This is a genomic window from Vibrio sp. SG41-7, assembly GCF_014164465.1.
Classification (GTDB): Bacteria; Pseudomonadota; Gammaproteobacteria; order Enterobacterales; family Vibrionaceae; genus Vibrio; species Vibrio splendidus.
This window is the reverse complement of the sequence record NZ_JACJFF010000061.1, coordinates 1-17,797: the sequence shown is the minus strand read 5'-3', so window position 1 is coordinate 17,797 and position 17,797 is coordinate 1. Positions and strand designations below refer to the sequence as shown.

18 protein-coding genes are annotated in these 17,797 nt (G+C 39.2%); 3 read left to right on the top strand and 15 right to left on the bottom strand.

Going from position 1 to position 17,797, the window contains the following annotated elements; genetic code table 11:
* Nucleotides 1–151: 151 nt before the first annotated feature.
* The 15 genes from H5300_RS16170 to H5300_RS16100 form a co-directional block, all read right to left on the bottom strand.
* On the bottom strand, nt 152–1,255 hold the full coding sequence (locus H5300_RS16170) for an ISAs1 family transposase (protein ID WP_182796427.1): 1,104 nt from the start codon (nt 1,253–1,255) through the stop codon (nt 152–154).
* Nucleotides 1,256–1,529: 274 nt separating this feature from the next.
* On the bottom strand, nt 1,530–2,675 hold the full coding sequence (locus tag H5300_RS16165; protein ID WP_182796415.1) for a glycosyltransferase: 1,146 nt from the start codon (nt 2,673–2,675) through the stop codon (nt 1,530–1,532).
* 1 nt (nt 2,676) lies between these two features.
* Nucleotides 2,677–3,456: a hypothetical protein gene (locus H5300_RS16160; protein ID WP_182796414.1), complete on the bottom strand. Its 780-nt coding sequence runs from the start codon at nt 3,454–3,456 to the stop codon at nt 2,677–2,679.
* Complete coding sequence (locus tag H5300_RS16155) at nt 3,446–4,522, bottom strand: glycosyltransferase (RefSeq protein WP_182796413.1); 1,077 nt, start codon at nt 4,520–4,522, stop codon at nt 3,446–3,448. Before H5300_RS16155 ends, H5300_RS16160 begins: the two co-directional genes overlap by 11 nt.
* A complete protein-coding gene (locus H5300_RS16150) occupies nt 4,510–5,514 on the bottom strand; it encodes a hypothetical protein (protein ID WP_182796412.1) in 1,005 nt (334 codons plus the stop codon). Before H5300_RS16150 ends, H5300_RS16155 begins: the two co-directional genes overlap by 13 nt.
* A 25-nt stretch (nt 5,515–5,539) precedes the next feature.
* On the bottom strand, nt 5,540–6,973 hold the full coding sequence (locus H5300_RS16145; RefSeq protein WP_182796411.1) for an oligosaccharide flippase family protein: 1,434 nt from the start codon (nt 6,971–6,973) through the stop codon (nt 5,540–5,542).
* The gene (locus tag H5300_RS16140; protein ID WP_182796410.1) at nt 6,957–8,201 is read right to left on the bottom strand and encodes a glycosyltransferase; all 1,245 of its coding nucleotides are present in this window, start codon (nt 8,199–8,201) and stop codon (nt 6,957–6,959) included. The genes H5300_RS16145 and H5300_RS16140 overlap by 17 nt, the downstream gene beginning before the upstream one ends.
* A 1-nt stretch (nt 8,202) precedes the next feature.
* The gene (locus H5300_RS16135; protein WP_182796409.1) at nt 8,203–8,859 is read right to left on the bottom strand and encodes an SDR family oxidoreductase; all 657 of its coding nucleotides are present in this window, start codon (nt 8,857–8,859) and stop codon (nt 8,203–8,205) included.
* Complete coding sequence (locus H5300_RS16130) at nt 8,852–9,871, bottom strand: FAD-dependent oxidoreductase (RefSeq protein WP_182796408.1); 1,020 nt, start codon at nt 9,869–9,871, stop codon at nt 8,852–8,854. Before H5300_RS16130 ends, H5300_RS16135 begins: the two co-directional genes overlap by 8 nt.
* Nucleotides 9,871–10,431, bottom strand: coding sequence for a dTDP-4-dehydrorhamnose 3,5-epimerase (rfbC, locus tag H5300_RS16125; RefSeq protein ID WP_182796407.1), 561 nt, complete (start codon nt 10,429–10,431; stop codon nt 9,871–9,873). The genes H5300_RS16130 and rfbC overlap by 1 nt, the downstream gene beginning before the upstream one ends.
* A 4-nt stretch (nt 10,432–10,435) precedes the next feature.
* Entirely contained in the window at nt 10,436–11,317 is an 882-nt protein-coding gene (gene rfbD, locus H5300_RS16120) for a dTDP-4-dehydrorhamnose reductase (RefSeq protein WP_182796406.1), read from the bottom strand.
* The gene (gene rfbA, locus H5300_RS16115) at nt 11,317–12,204 is read right to left on the bottom strand and encodes a glucose-1-phosphate thymidylyltransferase RfbA (protein ID WP_182796405.1); all 888 of its coding nucleotides are present in this window, start codon (nt 12,202–12,204) and stop codon (nt 11,317–11,319) included. The genes rfbD and rfbA overlap by 1 nt, the downstream gene beginning before the upstream one ends.
* Nucleotides 12,204–13,301: a dTDP-glucose 4,6-dehydratase gene (gene rfbB / locus H5300_RS16110; protein WP_182796404.1), complete on the bottom strand. Its 1,098-nt coding sequence runs from the start codon at nt 13,299–13,301 to the stop codon at nt 12,204–12,206. Before rfbB ends, rfbA begins: the two co-directional genes overlap by 1 nt.
* A gap of 496 nt (nt 13,302–13,797) precedes the next feature.
* The gene (locus H5300_RS16105) at nt 13,798–14,118 is read right to left on the bottom strand and encodes a hypothetical protein (protein WP_182796403.1); all 321 of its coding nucleotides are present in this window, start codon (nt 14,116–14,118) and stop codon (nt 13,798–13,800) included.
* A 131-nt stretch (nt 14,119–14,249) separates the two neighbouring features.
* On the bottom strand, nt 14,250–15,464 hold the full coding sequence (locus tag H5300_RS16100; RefSeq protein ID WP_182796402.1) for a helix-turn-helix domain-containing protein: 1,215 nt from the start codon (nt 15,462–15,464) through the stop codon (nt 14,250–14,252).
* Nucleotides 15,465–15,802: 338 nt separating this feature from the next.
* On the opposite strand from H5300_RS16100, the gene H5300_RS16095 reads away from it, so the two are divergent.
* The 3 genes from H5300_RS16095 to H5300_RS16085 all read left to right on the top strand — a co-directional run bounded on the left by H5300_RS16095 (nt 15,803) and on the right by H5300_RS16085 (nt 17,618).
* Nucleotides 15,803–16,276, top strand: a complete 474-nt coding sequence (locus H5300_RS16095; protein WP_182796401.1) for a hypothetical protein — start codon at nt 15,803–15,805, stop codon at nt 16,274–16,276.
* A gap of 11 nt (nt 16,277–16,287) precedes the next feature.
* A complete protein-coding gene (locus H5300_RS16090) occupies nt 16,288–16,833 on the top strand; it encodes an N-acetylmuramoyl-L-alanine amidase (RefSeq protein ID WP_405055143.1) in 546 nt (181 codons plus the stop codon).
* Nucleotides 16,834–17,282: 449 nt separating this feature from the next.
* Entirely contained in the window at nt 17,283–17,618 is a 336-nt protein-coding gene (locus H5300_RS16085) for a hypothetical protein (protein WP_004733275.1), read from the top strand.
* Nucleotides 17,619–17,797 lie beyond the last annotated feature (179 nt).

Genomic DNA, 17,797 nt, shown 5'->3' with positions numbered 1-17,797 from the left:
TAATAGAAAGTATCAAAAAATGATGTGTTGATGAAAAAACACAATCTAGATGATAGTTAATTAGAAGTGCAATAAGGTTAGTTAAAGGTTACAAGCCATCATTGAACATTTACCTGATATCCAAGCCACGGAAAAATCATGAACATCCCCGTCAATAAAGGCTTGCCAGAACCTTCATAAGGTACTCTGAATCCATCGCACACATCGCCCTTTTGTGTTTCACACTCGCTTTTAGTGTCGTTTCACTCTTGAGCATATTTAAACACGCTTGTCTGATCCTTGCGAAATTTTCTGCACTTTCTTCCGCGCGTTTGCGACTCGCATCTTCACCAAATGTGGTATCCAAACTCCAATGCATCGACTCAACTAACCAATGTGAACGCGTGGCATTTAACAATTCTTTAGCATTTAAATCCTTAGAGCTGATGTAGTATTTCACTGCAACTTCTGACTCTTTCGCTACCGAATCTTCTTGCCTTATTGAAACCACAATCCCCATGCTTTTCAGACCTGGCCACTCAAGCTCAACATCACCTAAAACACTTAAATCTTTATTGGTCAATGCAAGTCTGGTTTCTTGTCTGCCACGTGATTTCTCTTGTGTACTGTAGGAGTCTCCATCATGCTTTTGGAGCATGCTCATGTCGAAATAGTTATCGAACGCTTGCTTTAAACGGCCTTGATTACCTTTTACAGCTAAAAGGTAATCTGCGTCTTTATCGAGTATCTTTTGCGCGATTTTCTTTTGACAACCCATCGCATCAATCGTGACTAAACAACCTGATATATCAAGCAGTTCGAGCAACTCTGGGATAGCGGTGATCTCGTTCGATTTCTCGTACACTTTATGTTGTCCGAGACTAACACCATTTTCAGTCGCAAAAGCGTTTACCATGTGAATAGCACCAAGACCGCGAGAGTCATCATAAGAGCCTCTAACGGTTTTACCGTCAATGGCAATCACTTCACCTTTAGTGAGCTCAGTACAATCCTTCATCCATTCGATAAAGCACTTCTGTAGGCGAGTGGCATTAATCATTCCCATCGCTCTTGCTATTGTCGATGTAGAAGGTACACCATGACTAAAATCACCAAACCGCTTTAAAAAATCTAACTGTGCTTGGCCGTAAAGATGAATGGCTTTCCAATCATCTTGACCGGCAAGTACGGCGCAAATTGTTAACAAAATGATATCAGTTAACTTGTGCTCGACTTTGCCTTGTTGGCGGTAATCTGGGATGACATCAAAATGCATAAATGGGTGTTGGTTACTCACTGTTGGACCTCCAATTTTTCTATGGAGGTATTAGAAAACACTGAAAATGATCTACAAATTGCTCATCGGCTAATTGTCAATTATGTGATGGGACTCGCTAACCATATTGAAAGATAGTGTGCCTAACAAGCCGCGAAGCCTTTAAACATGGGCATGTACGTGAATTTTCCCTGAGGTCGATCCCTAGTTGCCAATTTGTGTATAAGAGTCAGGTCCTGTACTTTTCACACGTAATTATACACAATAGAATTTATCATTTGTATAATCTCAATATCTTCGAAACTGCAAGCTCACTTCTAAATATATTCTCATATCTTCTTCTCGCATTCTTAGATAGCCTTTTATACAATAAATCGTCCGAAAACATAAGTTCAATTTTATCAGAAAGAATATCAATATCACCTACAGGATACTGAAGGCCGCTAACCATGTTTCTGTTAACCCAAGATGAACCAGAGCCAGGGATGATAGTTGAGATGATTGGCGTACTAAAAACCATTGACTCTACCATTGTTATACCAAAAGACTCAGCTTTATGTATCGATGGGAAGGCTAAACATTTTGCATTAGATATTAAACTGGGCAACAAACGTTCCTTATATGTTGAGTTTTCACTAAGTTTTGTAAGAGAATTCAAGTTTCCAGTAAAAACTACGCGAGAACCCAAACTAAATTTTTCAACTAAATCTAGAAGGTTTTTTTCTTCTGGCCCTTCTCCTACAATTACCAACTTTACGTTTTTACACTTTATCTCGGAAAAAGCAGTAATTAAATCCGTGCATCCTTTAAAGTGAACTAATCGACCAACAAAAAGAATATATTCAGACTTCTTTAAACTGAACTTCGCAAGAACTGCGTCATTCGATGAATCTACATGTAGTTCTCTAGCATAGTCAATTAACCCTATAGGAATGACTACAGTTTTATATTTAAAATACCTCAGGTAACTCGAACTTAGTTGCTGAAGTCTTGTAGTAACGATTATTTTGTTCGCAACCACAAGAGTGAGATAAACTAAAGGGGAGACTAAAAAGCCGATTAGCCCCTTATCATAAACTTCACCGTGCCAATGAACAATTGTTCTCTTCCATGGAAGCAAAAGTACCAAGATAAACGCGAGAAAGTTAGGAGAGTGTACATGTAATGTGTCATGTCTTAGTGCTTCCATGAAGCCTTTGATAAGGTATCCTAAGGACAAAGGTTGTGAAAGCAGTTTAACATTGGATTTACAACGGATTACACTCACGCCATTTATAACTGTGTTCTCATTCTTGTGACCAAAACACAGCACTGTTGTCTCTACACCTTTCTCAACGCTATATTCGGCAATTTGTTGGTTAACAAACTCTATACCACCAGAGAATGGGCTATAATACTTTCCTAAATGTAATACTTTCATTCTACCTTCTAATAGCAAACCATAATTTATAAAACACTCCTAGAAAAAACTTGTAACTTTTTACATAGAATGACGAACCAAAGATAACTTCAAAATCATCCAAATATTTTCTAACTCTATTTTCCAGAACCACAATGTTATCATTATTTATACTTAGTGAAAGGTCATGCTCTAACGTAGAATTCATTATAAAAATATTTTTTCTTGAATTATCAATTAAATAGTCTATAAAAAACTTTGTATCGATACCATAAAGATTCAACTTTTCATCAAAGGGAAGTCTACTAGCAACATCATTTCGAATACAGATTCCAGACCCAATAGCCCTTAGACGTCTACCCAAAAACTTATCGAGACTAGATACATAAGGAAATCTTTTATAGGATATTTCGAAGTACGGAGAAACCAACTTATTATTATAATCGATTTTTGGCACTAGTATTTGTGAAACACCTTCTGAACAGCATTGTAAAAGCTCATTGAAATAGTCATAAGTTAATCTAGTATCATGATCCAGAAATAAAAGATATTGTGCACTACTTTTATGGCGCATACAAAACTCGTTATATATCTTTGAAAGAGAACGATTTTTACCTGTATGTGAATAATACTCAACATATTCTGGTATAAATTCCCATCCATCAACAGAGTTATCGTAAACTTCAATAGAAAGACTGTTTCCATTCGCCACCTCGTAATCTTTAATAAAATCAAGTGGCACGACCTCATTAAATTCACGATTATAGCTTACGATACAAATTGCAATAGTATTAATCGACATTTTTCTCGACCTTTAAAGCTTCAATTATTTTTAATAATTGCACATCCCAAACAAATTCTTTTCTAGCGATATGATTCAGGTCCTTAGATGAGTATTCAGAACTTATGAACCAATGATAAATTTCTTTCATATTAACTTCATCCAAAGTAAGTTGAATAGAACCAAACTTATCTATATCTTTATCCTGATGGGTTTTAACAATTGGCAACCCATGCATAAGGTATTCTTTCGATTTTAATGAACTGTTTGTTGAGTTATCACTTCTAGAACGCCCAAGAGAATCTACACCTATCGATATATTGCGATATAACTCGTCTAGTTCATCACCATTTTTATGTCCATGAAAATTAACAACATCACTCAAGTTTTTTTCCAATGCAATTGACTTCAACTTTGGTAGTTCTGGTCCATCTCCTACTACTTCCAATTTAAAGTTTAGTGCTCTTAAAAATTCAATATTCGTTTTAATATTATTGAGTAATAAATCATATCCATGCCAGGGATACAAGCTAGAAACTGCGATCATATTAAAACTTTTATGTTTAACTAAAATATCATCGTTTATAACTTTGTCAACAGATGCGCAATTTGCTATTTTTACGGTATCTACGCCAAATATACGACTATCATCTGAGTAAGTCGCTATGTAATCCAGGTACCTTTCCATCTGATTGCGAAATAACCTTTCAGCAAACAGTTTCGTTAATGGAAGCGCCCCTCTTGATTTATACTCTTGATCATAAGGAAATGTTGGTATTTCTAGTACTATTTTAATACCTTCATTTTTTATAGCCTTTAAGAAAGATAAAAAGAAGGGTGAGGCAATATGGACATACCTAATATAAACTATTTCCGGATTGAAATTCAATATCTCCGAAATAGAGTTTCTAAAATCTAACTTTGATTTTAACTTTCCAAAAACTGTATTTGTGAAAAAATCAGAATTATTAACCACCCTTGTTTTATAACCAATTTTCTCAAAAGATCTCACTTGACTTTCTATTTTTTTTTGAATACCGGAACCAATTAACATCGTTTCCGTCAAAAAGTAAACTAACCTTGGCATTTTCTACTTTTACCTTTGCAAAGAGTAATAAATATAACAATTATTGTGGTCCATAAAGCCTGCTTATACCTTATCCCTGCACCTATATTAAAAGCTGAAAACGGAAAATGGAGATAAACTAAGCTTATCACTACGAGGACAAATACTCTTTTAGCATATTTATCCTGACCTAAACTAACAAACATATAAATAAGTAATATTAACTGAAAAATTCCTTCTATAAAGCTGATTAAGTACAATGGGCCCTTAGTAATATCTGTGATTAACGGACCAATAAAAAAAGGGATAGGATATATTATAAAATCGACGGCAAAATCAGAAACGTCATTCCAACTCGTATCCCTAGCAGATCCCCCACCGTCGAAATACATGGCAAAAGAAACTGCAAACTTTTCAATAACATCAAAATTATCATAAGCTAAAACAAATATAGCAACTAAACTGAGAGTAGATAGTATATAGTAAGTATAGAAATTACTAATAGTTCGTTTAAATAACCTCAACGTTAGTAAAAATGGGATGAAATATTGAAATTTCATTACATAAGAAAAATAGAGAAATGGAATAGCCAAAATCCTATGCTTAGAATTTAATGCTAACAAAGCGAAAAAGAAAACTATTTGAAAAAAGCTTTCTTTAGACATTTGGCTTGTCCAAAGTAAATAGTTGGGAACCAACATAGCCATGTATATAAGCCTAAAATGAACGGTGTGCAAGTTATTTATACAATATTTCAACACCAAGAAACACAAGAAAAGACTTAACCCACCAAATATCAAGTTGGCGAATAACGGATCTCGGATAGCAATGCCTATCTCAACCATTAAGTCTGTTCCATCAGTCAGTGGATGCCCTCCACTATCCAATCTTGTAGTAAAAATATCTAAATCACCTTGCTTTGTGAGTAACTCAAAAAATATACTACAAAATATAATGATGACAAGTTTTAATAAAATAAAACTTGATACCCATTTATTACTTCGAATGTTCATACTTTTTCAATGGTAATAGTTAGATTTAACGACTTTTTGTTAAGATTATTTCCTTTATGGCATTCCTAGAAAACACCATAAGCACAACGCAAATTAAGCCGTTTATAATCACATTAAATAATGGAAGTAAGTTATTGTTATTAAAACCTAGAATTTCCACACAACAATAAATAAAACAGGGGATTGATATAGCGCGAAGAGAATAATATAACTTCACAAGAAAATCAAAAATACCCCTGCCAAAAACCACCTTGAACAATATCGAATAATTTTGAACAAAGTTTATTAAAAAGGAAATCACAAGCCCATAAGCAACATATATTGGTTCACCTAGACTTGCTCCTCCAATTATCGCGAACAAATTAAATAAAGCAGAAATCAAACCAGAAATAAATAACCACCTAGGTGCATTCATCACTTGATAAAAAGAACCACTTGTAGATAAAACGGCTTGAATTGGGATAATCAAAGAAAATACTTTCACATACTCTATAGAAGCCAACCATTGTTCACCAAATATAATTAAAACTACATTTTCAGCGTTAAAATACAAAAACACACTTATTAGTGTGGATATCAATAATAGTCTAGCAGCCAAATCATTATGCTCCTTTACTATATAATCTGTATCATCTCTGTAGCGAGTCAAGACTGGCTGGATCGCTGGAGTCATCGCGAAAGTAGTAAGCATCAAGGGATAGCGCATCAACTGATAAGCCCTGTCGTAAAACCCTAGTGATATCGTGCCGAATACTTTTGCCACAATCAGATTATCCATATTTCTCGAAAAGTAATTTATAAAATTAAACCCAAATTGATAAACTGAAAATTTAAATAGAATTTTGATATGCCACACCTCACGGCCTAAGCGAGAAAGACCTAGATTCGTTTTCTTTGAAAGAGGTAAGACAATACAAAATTTAAATAATGGTTGAAACAGGGCTCTGCTAGCTAGCGCAATTATTCCAAACTCCAATGTCCAAAGAAATAAAATAATAGCGAGAGTGAGTATTTCAGAAACCACATCAGCTAAGGCAATTTGATAGAATTTAGCATCTTTATTTAGGGCTGTGACCGGCACAATACTTAAAGAGCTAAATATTATACCTACTGAAGCAAGTGCTGCTATTTTTTGGTATTCAAAGCCATTATAAAACTCATTAATTAAAAATGAAAATGCATAAAATACTACAGCTAAAAAAACACCAAAAATTAGAGTTACAGTAAAAACCCCATCTCTTTGCTTACTTTCAAATTTCTTTTCATTTATTATAGCCGGACCAATACCAATATCACTTAACATTTGAAAGAACACAACGAACAACTGTAATGACGCGATTACACCGAATTGAGTTGGTGTAAATATCCTAGAATAAACTGCTAAGGAAGAAAACTGCACTATATAAGTCGCTAATCTACCTGTTAATGATTTAGCAATAGCATTATATAGTTTTGACATCGTTCAAACCAATAAACTCAAATAGCTCTCTATTTAACTTTATATTATCGTGATTTTCCAAACAAGCTTTGCGTCCGCGCTCTCTGTAAGAAATTATCTCCTTATCATTTAATCTACTAATTAATAAAATTTTTTCTGAAAGTGCATCAACATCAGACTCTTCAACGGTAAAGCCGGTTTTATTATTTAGAATCAATTCAGGAATTCCTGAATGATTCGTTGATATAACTAAAAGCCCTTTCGATAAAGCTTCCATCAAACAAACGGGGATAGACTCCGTGTCCCCACTACTTGGTGTTACACTTGGTAACAACAGTATATCGGAATAATCCATCATTTTATTCACATTGTCTTGAGACATAGAGCCTAGCAATTTGATATAATTAGATGCATCATACTCTTCGATCAACTTAAGTGCATCGCTCCTTAATTCACCGTCGCCAATTATATTAAACTCCACATCCATTTGATTTGAAACATTAATAACAGCTTTGATTGAGTCTACAATCGCTTTTTTCTCAGTCAATCTGCCAACCTGTATTAAGCGTAGTTTATCTCTATTTATGTTCTTGTCTCTGTTAAAGCTAAATTGCTCTACATTAACACCCATTTTCTGAACTTTAATTTTTTCTTCCGGGCATCCGATATTTATCAGTATATTTTTATAATGCTCGCAAACTGGTAGCATTTTTTCTGCACTTGAAAATAACTTTCGATACTGTTGAGTGTATTTTTTTAAGACTGCGTGTCTACTTAGTTCATAACCGTGAAAATATACGTATATAGAACCACTTAAGTACCCTAACTCTCTTAATTTTGTCAATAAATAGCCATTAGTACCAAAGTGACAGATAATACTATTAAACTCTAACTTATCAACATCCTTTTTCGAGAGGTAATTAACTAAAGATTCTTTTTGATTAAGAGTCATATTACGGTCGAAAACTATCGAAAGCAGTTCTTTATATCGATTTGTAACACACATTTTGGCAATATTTTTTAAATTGTATACTTGCCTTGTCAGCATGTTATCATTTGTCGGTTTTAACTCGATTATTTTATTCTTCAAATCCGAGTTATTAATGCTATCATGAATAAATCCGCTTGGGTCTACCGATTCACATAAGATAGAAACTTCATTACCAAGAGCTTGTAGTTCAATAGCTTGATTGATTACAAACGTTTCTGATATCAACGGGAACTTAGTCGCAAAAATCGCAAGTTTCATATTAGTACTTCATCCTAGAAAATTTACCACCATTAATCTTTATCTCAGTATTTGTGAGATAGTCAAGCCGTCTATTAATTAAAAATAAAATAAAATCTGCTACTTCTAACGATTCCAGAAGTCGTTTCTTGGGGTGGTTCTGCTTATTCAAATTGACATTGTGAGTGTCTTTTCGTCTTGCAGTCATACCTGAGTCTTCAATAACTGAAGGAGATACTAAAAGTAATTGCTGCCCGAGATTGGAGATACATCTCTCTTCAACATATTTAGATAGAGCAGCTTTAGACAAAAAGTATGTAGTGTCGAAAGATCCCTTATCTCCAGATTCAGAGCCGATAATTATAATTTTCGCGTTCGGGTTTTTTTCCAATAGACAATCACAAATGCGAACAATTGATATGAGGTTTATCGAAATAGAATCTAGAATTTCTCTCGTGCTTTGCTGGTTTATTCTTTTAGCGTGCAGAACCCCTGAAGTAAAAACGTAATAGTCTTGTTGAAAATCCAATTCCTCGACTAAGTTTTCTAACGCTATATCAGAAAAATCAATAATATCACTTCCAATTACGTTAACATTGTATCCATCTTTTAAAAGGCTTTCTTGCAATATATTGCTTATTTTATTTCTAGAACCAAATATAGTTATCTTGTTATCCATTTATTATCTTGAAAACCTCATACTCTGCAATATGTAATGTATCTATCTTTCCAGAAAACACAGATATCAATTTACCATCATTTTTCACTATACAGCCCCTAAAGTCAGTACCACTTCTAACCTTTGTTTTTAAAGAAAATTCAACATCTACGAAGTCAAAATCTTTTAAAAAACCAGGATAGTAAGACTCGAATTCACTTTCAAAAGTTCTCTTCTTGATTTCGATTACTTTTTTGCTATTTTTAGCCTTTGCTAATTCAGCGATAGCTTCATTTAGTTCATCATACTGGCCTAAAGGAGTGTTTTTAACAGATGTAAGTGTGTATATATCATCATAATATGGGTATAGTGAATAATGTTGTCCATCCATAATGGTCAAAGCAAATTCTTTTACTTCAGCTTTCTTTTTGTAGTAAAAATACACACATGGCTCATAAAAATAGTCTAAGCCATTTATTTTCTTTGCTGTACCCCAAGAGCAATCTATAATGTAATCGAATTTCCCCTCCAATGTTTTCATAACCGACTCGTTATTTAAATCAACGTACTGATTAAATCTTATGTTATTTTTTAAAATCGTATCAAAATAGTTTGTCGCAAGATCATTCCTAACTACCATCTCTTCACATTGAAGAAAATTACTCATTTTCGTAAAGTTCTTTTGCAATGGCACTTCTTCAAATTCTAGTCCACTTCCTTCCATGATTATTTTGTAAGTTTCGTAGTCGATGTAACTTTCAGTATCAGCTATGCTGTACCAGTTATTTGAAATTTTTCGAGTAAGATGCTCATAGTGTTCTATAAACCAGTCATAGCCTTTCTTAGATTGTTGTCTCGTCACGTTACAACGAGGATAATGGAATCCTAAATGCAGTCGATTTTGATTTCTCTTTGACGCACCAGAAATTGTATTCGACGATTTTTCGAATATATCCACGTTGTGGCCAGCTTGTGTGAGTGAGAGGCCAATATGACAACCGTACCAACCTGCACCAATAATAGCTATTTTCATTATATTCCCTTTAGATTAATAGAGGGACACGCAAGAAAACTTAATCCTGCAGCATCTTTGTTTGATAACATTGGCTCAACAACTTTAGGCCATTTTATATTTAGATATGGATCATCATAAGCAATCGATACTTCTGACTTCGGGTTGTAATAGTCTGTGCATTTGTAAACAAACTCAGCCTCATCACTCGTCACATAAAAACCATGAGCAAACCCTTCTGGTACCCAAAGCTGACGCTTATTCTCTGCAGATAAGTATTCACCAACCCACAACCCAAACGTTGGTGAACCTTTTCTAATATCAACCGCTACATCAAACACTTCACCAGAAATAACACGAACCAGTTTCCCTTGGGTATTCTCAGTTTGGTAGTGAAGGCCACGTAAGATGCCTTTCTTTGATTTAGAGTGATTATCTTGTAAAAATTGAGTCGGCTTTCCCGTTACTAGTTCTTCAAATTGCTTTTGATTCCAGGTTTCCATAAAGAAACCACGTTCATCACCAAATACACTTGGCTCTATGATTTTTACATCTGGAATACGAGTATTGATTACTTTCATTTTGTTATTCCGTATACGCTTGAATATTGTTTAGTGCAGCCTTCCAATCACTAGCCCTAGCAGAAAAACCTTGAATGATTTTTTCGTTGTTTAATCGAGAGTTACTTGGACGCTTAGCGGGTGTTGGGTATTGGTCGGTGGTAATACTCGTTAATCTCGGTTTTTTCGCCAGAACCCCTTGTTCTACTGCAACATCAAAAATCGCATCTGCAAAGTCAAACCAACTCACATGTGGCAAGCCTGAGTAGTGGTAAACTCCGTACTCAATAGCATCACCTTGATTAATTCGCTTCGCTATTTGGATCAATGTATCGGCAATATCACCGGCATACGTCGGTCCGCCAAACTGGTCACCAACAATACTCAACGCATCTCGCGTACGTCCTAATCGCAGCATAGTTTTCACGAAATTATTGCCATTTTCACCAAAAACCCATGCCGTACGAAGAATGATGTGCTTTTCACATGATTGTGCAACCGCAATTTCCCCAGCCAGTTTACTTTCACCGTAGACACCTTGAGGATTTGTCGTATCTGTCTCGATATAGCCCCCGACTTTATTACCTTCAAAGACATAGTCTGTGGATATATGCAGAATTGCCGCACCAATGGTTTGCGCGGCTTGTGCTAAGTACTTTGGACCATCACGATTTATCGCATAAGAGAGGTCAACTTCCTCCTCAGCCTTGTCAACCGCTGTATGTGCAGCTGCATTAATAATAACGCTAGGTTGAAATTCAGTAACAACCGCATTTACAGCATCTCGATTTGTAATATCAAGGAGCTCTCTATCAAGCGCTAGTACTTCTGTATTATTATCGTTAGATAACTGCTTAGTGAGACAAGAACCAACTTGACCATGACAACCTGTAATTAAGATACGCATTAGCTTGCAACCTTTTTCTGAGTTCCAGCTACTAGACGTGTCAAATACTGACCGTATTCGTTTTTCATCATTGGTTTAGCGAGCGTCAATACTTGGTCATTACTCAGCCAGCCATTACGCCAAGCAATTTCTTCTAAACAAGCAACCTTTAAACCTTGAACATGTTCGATTGTTTGTACAAAGGAAGAGGCCTCATGAAGACTTTCATGTGTACCTGTGTCTAGCCACGCAAAACCACGACCTAGTAGCTCTACGTTCAACGAGCCATCGTTTAGGTACATCTCATTAAGGGTCGTTATTTCTAGCTCACCACGCTCAGATGGCTTCACTTGCTTGGCCATTTCAACCACACGATTGTCGTAGAAATACAAACCTGTTACTGCATAGTTGGACTTTGGTGCTTCCGGCTTTTCTTCAATTGAAATTGCCTTCATTTCATCGTCAAATTCAACCACTCCAAAGCGCTCTGGGTCTTTCACTTGGTAACCAAACACTGTCGCGCCTGATTCTCTTGAAGCAGCACTTTGTAGTGTTTTAGAAAAAGACTGACCATAGAAGATATTATCGCCAAGTACTAAGCAGACGCTGTCATCACCAATGAACTCTTCACCAATGATAAACGCTTGCGCTAGGCCATCTGGACTTGGCTGAATCGCATACTCAAGATTAATACCGAAATCAGAGCCATCACCCAGCAGGCGCTTAAAACCGGCATTATCTTCCGGTGTGGTGATAATCAAAATGTCTTTAATACCAGCTAGCATTAATGTCGAGATTGGGTAAAACACCATCGGCTTATCGTAGATTGGGAGTAGTTGCTTTGAAACGCCGCGCGTTAATGGGTATAAACGCGTACCTGAACCACCCGCTAAAACAATCCCTTTCATTATTTACTTCCCTTTGATTCAGTTGTTTCTACACCTAGACGCTCACGTTGGTAACTGCCATCTTGCACGTTTTGACACCAAGTAGAATTGTCTAGATACCATTGCACTGTTTTACGAAGACCCGTTTCAAAGGTTTCCTCAGGCGTCCAACCGAGCTCACGTTGCATCTTAGATGAATCAATCGCGTAACGTCGGTCATGCCCTGGGCGATCTTGAACGTACGTAATTTGCTCGGCATATGCTGATTCTTTCGGTACTAACGTATCTAGGATGTCACAAATCGTCTGTACTACTTCGATGTTGGATTTTTCATTGTGACCACCGATGTTATAAGTCTCTCCTACGACACCTTCTGTCACGACTTTGTAGAGTGCGCGGGCGTGATCCTCAACAAACAGCCAGTCACGGATTTGGTCGCCTTTCCCGTAGATAGGCAGGTCTTTACCCTCTAGAGCATTAAGAATCACTAACGGGATCAATTTTTCAGGAAAGTGATATGGGCCATAGTTATTTGAGCAGTTAGTGACGATAGTTGGCAGGCCGTAAGTGCGTAACCAGGCACGCACTAGGTGATCGCTCGATGCTTTGGACGCCGAGTATGGACTTGATGGCTCATAAGAGGTTGTTTCTAAAAACATTGGCAAGGCGGTACCACTTTCCACTTCATCAGGATGTGGGAGATCACCATACACTTCATCAGTCGAGATATGGTGAAAACGAAACTCTGCTTTCGCTCGTTCTTCAAGCGTGTTCCAATACTCGCGAGTCGCTTCTAACAGCGTATATGTTCCAACAATGTTGGTTTCGATGAATGCGGCTGGGCCAGTGATTGAACGGTCAACATGCGATTCAGCCGCTAGGTGCATCACTGCGTCTGGCTTGTGTTCAATAAAAACACGGTCAAGCTCTACTCGATTGCAAATATCGACTTGCTCAAATGCATAACGTTCAGACGAATCCACTTCGATAAGAGATTCTAAGTTACCTGCGTAAGTGAGCTTATCAACGTTGACCACGCTGTCAGATGTATTATTGATGATATGACGAATAACAGCTGAGCCGATAAAACCAGCACCACCAGTGACGAGGATTTTCATAATATTCTCTTGTAGTATCATGCTTAGAACACCTCACGAATGTGAAGGTGCTGTTTGTAAATGAGGAATTTAATCACAAAATCATCTCAGCATTAAAAACGCACTGAGACACTTTTTATTCATTTTGAGACAGTCTATTTTCGACAATCCCTTATAAAACCTAGATTTTACTGACTTTCTAAAAACCGCCCCAATAGGCCGCCAAAAATACTCACTCAACAGCTTTTAGTACTATTTCGTTGAGACTCATTCTACTTTAGGTACGCTACCGCCCTTAGGTTTGGCTCCTATAAGCAAGATTGGTCATCAGTGAGTGGCTCTTTCCCTAATTTATTGTGAGGCTGATTCAAATTAACGCAATAATACCAACGCTAGTGCATATTGTCTAATCAGTCTATCTGTCACTCTCTTACCGCACGCCAGCACGCCATCCCGCCAGCACGCCAGCACGCCAGCCCGCCAGCACGCCAGCACGCCAGCACGCCAGCACGCCAGTTTACCACGCCTTCAGCCAGCGAAAGCATTGTACGTCTTGCAGGTACTGTGTGCCTATGTGGTAGCGGTTTTCTTGTGCTGCGTCGCAGTAGCGTTTTTCTATATCAATGAAGATATTGCCGTTTCGGTACAGCGACACAAAGCTTTGGTTGTTGTTTACTGCCAATAACAGCTTGATTTCAGTGCGTGTTAGCCCTTGTGGGTAATGATTCACCAGCAAGGTCAAGAACTCGCCGATGCGCCCTTCCACTCGCGCTATCTCTTTCTCTAAAATGGTGACTTTTTCTTCCGTTGTCAGTTTTTTTAGGCTGGTATCGTCCATTTGCCCTCTCCTAATTCTACTTTTGTATCTTGACGTTTTTTGTCTGTGTTCGCGTTTGGTTTTCTTAGCTCTTGGTTTTCAATAGCTTTGGGCTATGTGAACAAGCGCTTAGTCTGTGAATGATCGAATGGTCACTGCTTAGAATCCGTGTTCGTTGATTTGGATTGAACTAGGGCCTTGATACGCGCTTCGAACGGGTTGGTGGTGCTTTTGGCTTTGTAGTCCGCTAGGGCCTGAGAGACAGGCGTGGGGTTTTGAGATTTGCTTTCGGCTTGGTTGCTTTTGATAAGCTGCGCTTGGTTTAAAGCAGTTGTAGGCGCACCTGCTTTTCTTGATCCTGCGTCTTTTATCGATTGAGCTTTTTTTGAGGGTTTTACCGCTTGTGTTTGCTTAACCGCTGTAGCTTGTTTAGCCGCTCTTGGTTGCTTAAAGACTGGCGATGAGTCTCGTTTCGCCTTGGCTTGGGCGCTTCTTCTTAGCCAGCCGTTCACAAAGTGGCCAATGTGCTCGAAGGGCTTGCGCTTATCGGGGTTGATGTACAGCCACGCTTGCATGGCATGCAGTTCTTGCAGCACATCTAACTTGGGGTAGGTGCGCTCTAATATGGTGGTGAATTCATGATAAATCGGCGCGCTGCCCTCTTGGGTGAGCAGGTGAATCACGGCTTCATTCTTTTGGCTTGTTGGTTTGGTGGCGTTGGCTTGCGGTGTTGCTGGTTCTTTCTCGAGGGACAAGGCTGTTTCAAGATCTGGGGCTGCTTTACAAGAAATGTCTGTTTTATGTTCTTTATGAAAGATTATGTGTGCCAGGTGATCACTCTCCGTGTTGGATCTTGTGTCACCCGGGGGAGTGTCTGAATGGTCTATTTTCTGCGCATGGTCTGTTTTCTTTTCACGCTCTGTCTTCTGCGCATTTTCTGGCGAGCATGGCGGTAAGCCTGTTTGTTCTACCTTTGCGTTATCTTGGTCGGTTTGATCATTTAGGTCTAGATCTCTGTCTTCTTGCTCGAGAGCTTTGTCTTCTTGAACGAGGTCTCGGGCTGCTTGGTTTAAATCGACCTGCTGAATGTGGCTGTCGCTGGGTAGGCGCAGCTGATATATGTTGCTGCGCTGGCGTCCTGAATCATCAAACCGCTTTATCCGCTTCACAAAGCCTTGTTTTTCGAGCTCGTTAACGTGTCGTTTCACGGTTCTTACCGACACTTCGCAATATTGCGCTAAGTAATTTAGGGAAGGGAAACACACGCCGCGCGCATCTGCGTTATCGGCCAATTTTAATAACACCAACTTGCTGATGGGCGAGCCGGTTTTTAATGGGATGAAAGAAAGAATAAGAGAAACACACATGGTTAACGCTCCTTGTTAATTGGTCTGGTCATTGGCACCGCTCTAGCTGTCTGCCTCGTTCTCGCTAGAAAAGTCCTTTGATATACAAGACCATTGACATAAAAGGCATTAACAGCACTCTTTAGAAGTTTGGGGGCGAAGGTGAAGCGAGATAAAAAGTAACAAAAGGTGTTTTTCCTATGTGTTCTCACTGCTATGCAACAAGAACAATAATTAAGATGAGCTCCTTCGAAGCATCTCTCACTTTTTTGTGTTCCTCTGTTTTTGCGTTATTCCCGCCAACCCCAATCAAGAATGTTGAAGTACATTGCCCTCCCCATGCAGCAATAAGGTGCTTAATGAAGGCGATAGTTTCTCTTTTTATTTCAGCGTACCAACCCGGAATGGCGAGCATCGAGTGCCGCGCTAACTCCCTCACTCAGTCGCGCCAACCGTTATTTTTTAGTGATAGTGATGGGTCTGGCCAAGTACTGAGCTATGAAGCCGGCGGTTATAAAGAAAGCCAAATGGAAGGTTGTTATTTAAATGAGGATGAATGCGGTGACGACCCCAGCTATGAGGATATTTGTTGGATGATCAGCCGAGCACGGCGCGCCCAACCATTAGGTTATTGCGTGATGTATTTACGCTATGTCAGCCACCACTCTGGTTATGCCAAAACCGTAGCCACCAGCTTGCGACAGCACATCGCACTGCACCCTAATTTAAAAGAATCGTTACCAACGTCTTTAATCACTTGGTTACAACAACACGAGGATTTATTTTGTCAAACACTCCACCAGCAACTGATCGAGTTCCACACCAGCCGTTAAAAGCACCTGTTTTGCAAGAGCGGGCTGATTCACAAGAACGGACTGACTCGGAAGAGCGGGCTAGCACGGAAGAGCGAAGTCCTTCGTTAGAGCCTTGTTTTTCACTCGCGCCCTACTCCTTCAGTCTGGTTTCGGTTTTACTTCGTTTGCCTCATTGCCCGGCATTCTCATTTATTACGGTGCATTGCAGCGCCACGCCACCACAGCAAGATGTAGACGTAGCCGAGATTCGTCGATGGCATAAAAAGAAAGGCTGGCGTGATGTGGGGTATCACTTTGTGATTCGTCGCAATGGGGATGTCGAACTTGGCAGGCCACTGTCACAAACTGGCGCGCATGTGAAAGGACACAACAAGGGCAATATTGGGGTTTGTATGGTCGGTGGCTGTAATGCTGCTCTGCAACCAGAAGACAACTTCACACTTGCGCAGCGTAAGGCGCTGTTTGGTTTGACTGCTGCACTGCAAGAGCAGTTCTTGATTTCAGATGAGAATGTTAAGGGGCATAAAGATTGGGGCGTGAATAAAGCGTGTCCGGTTATGGCTTTAAGAGCTTAAGAGCTTGAAAGCAGATGCGGGATGCGAGTAATCGGGATACGAAGAGCGGAAAAGCAGTAGCGGGATTCTGGTAAGCGAGATGCGAAGAGCTTGAAGAGCAGTAACGGGATTCGGGTAAGCGAGATTCGAAGAGCGGAAAAGCAGTAGCGGGATTCGGGTAAGCGAGATGCGAAGAGCGGAAAAGCAGTAGCGGGATTCGGGTATCGAGATGCGAAGAGCGGAAAAGCAGTAGCGGGATTCGGGTATCGAGATGCGAAGAGCTTGAAGAGCAGTAACGGGATTCGGGTAAGCGAGATGCGAAAAGCTAGAGGAGCAGATGAGGGTGACGGGTAAACGAGTAGCGAAGAGATTAAGAGCGGATGCGAGTAACGGGTAACGAGATTCGAAAGGCTTAAGAGCGGGAGTGGCGAGAAAGGCGGTATATAACCATCAACAAACCAAGGAGCAGTATGACATTGTTCGGAAGAATATTCGGGAGCCAGTCTTCTATTAGCAAGGGGTTAGATGCACTCACCAACACAGGAGATGCGATGTTTTTTACTGATGAAGAAAAAGCGAAGCACAAGCTGGCACTGCTTAAAGCGTATGAACCTTTTAAGTTGGTACAGCGCTACATTGTGTTGTTGTTCACCATTCCTTATGTGGCATTGCATGTGATGGTGATTTTGGGCTGTATGCACGGCTACGATTGGAAACCATTAGGGGAAATGACCAATGAGGCGTTTGGTTATCCGGTGTTAGCGGCGATTGGATTGTATTTAACGGGCGGGGTGGTGAAGAAGTAGAAGAGCAGATGCGAGTAACGGGTAAACGAGATTCGAAGAGCTAAAGAGCAGATGCGGGTGACGAGTAAACGGGATGCGAAGAGACTAAGAGCAGATGCGGGTGACGGGTAAACGGGATGCGAAAAGCTAGAGGAGCAGATGAGGGTGGCGAGTAAACGGGATGCGAAGAGCTTAAAAAC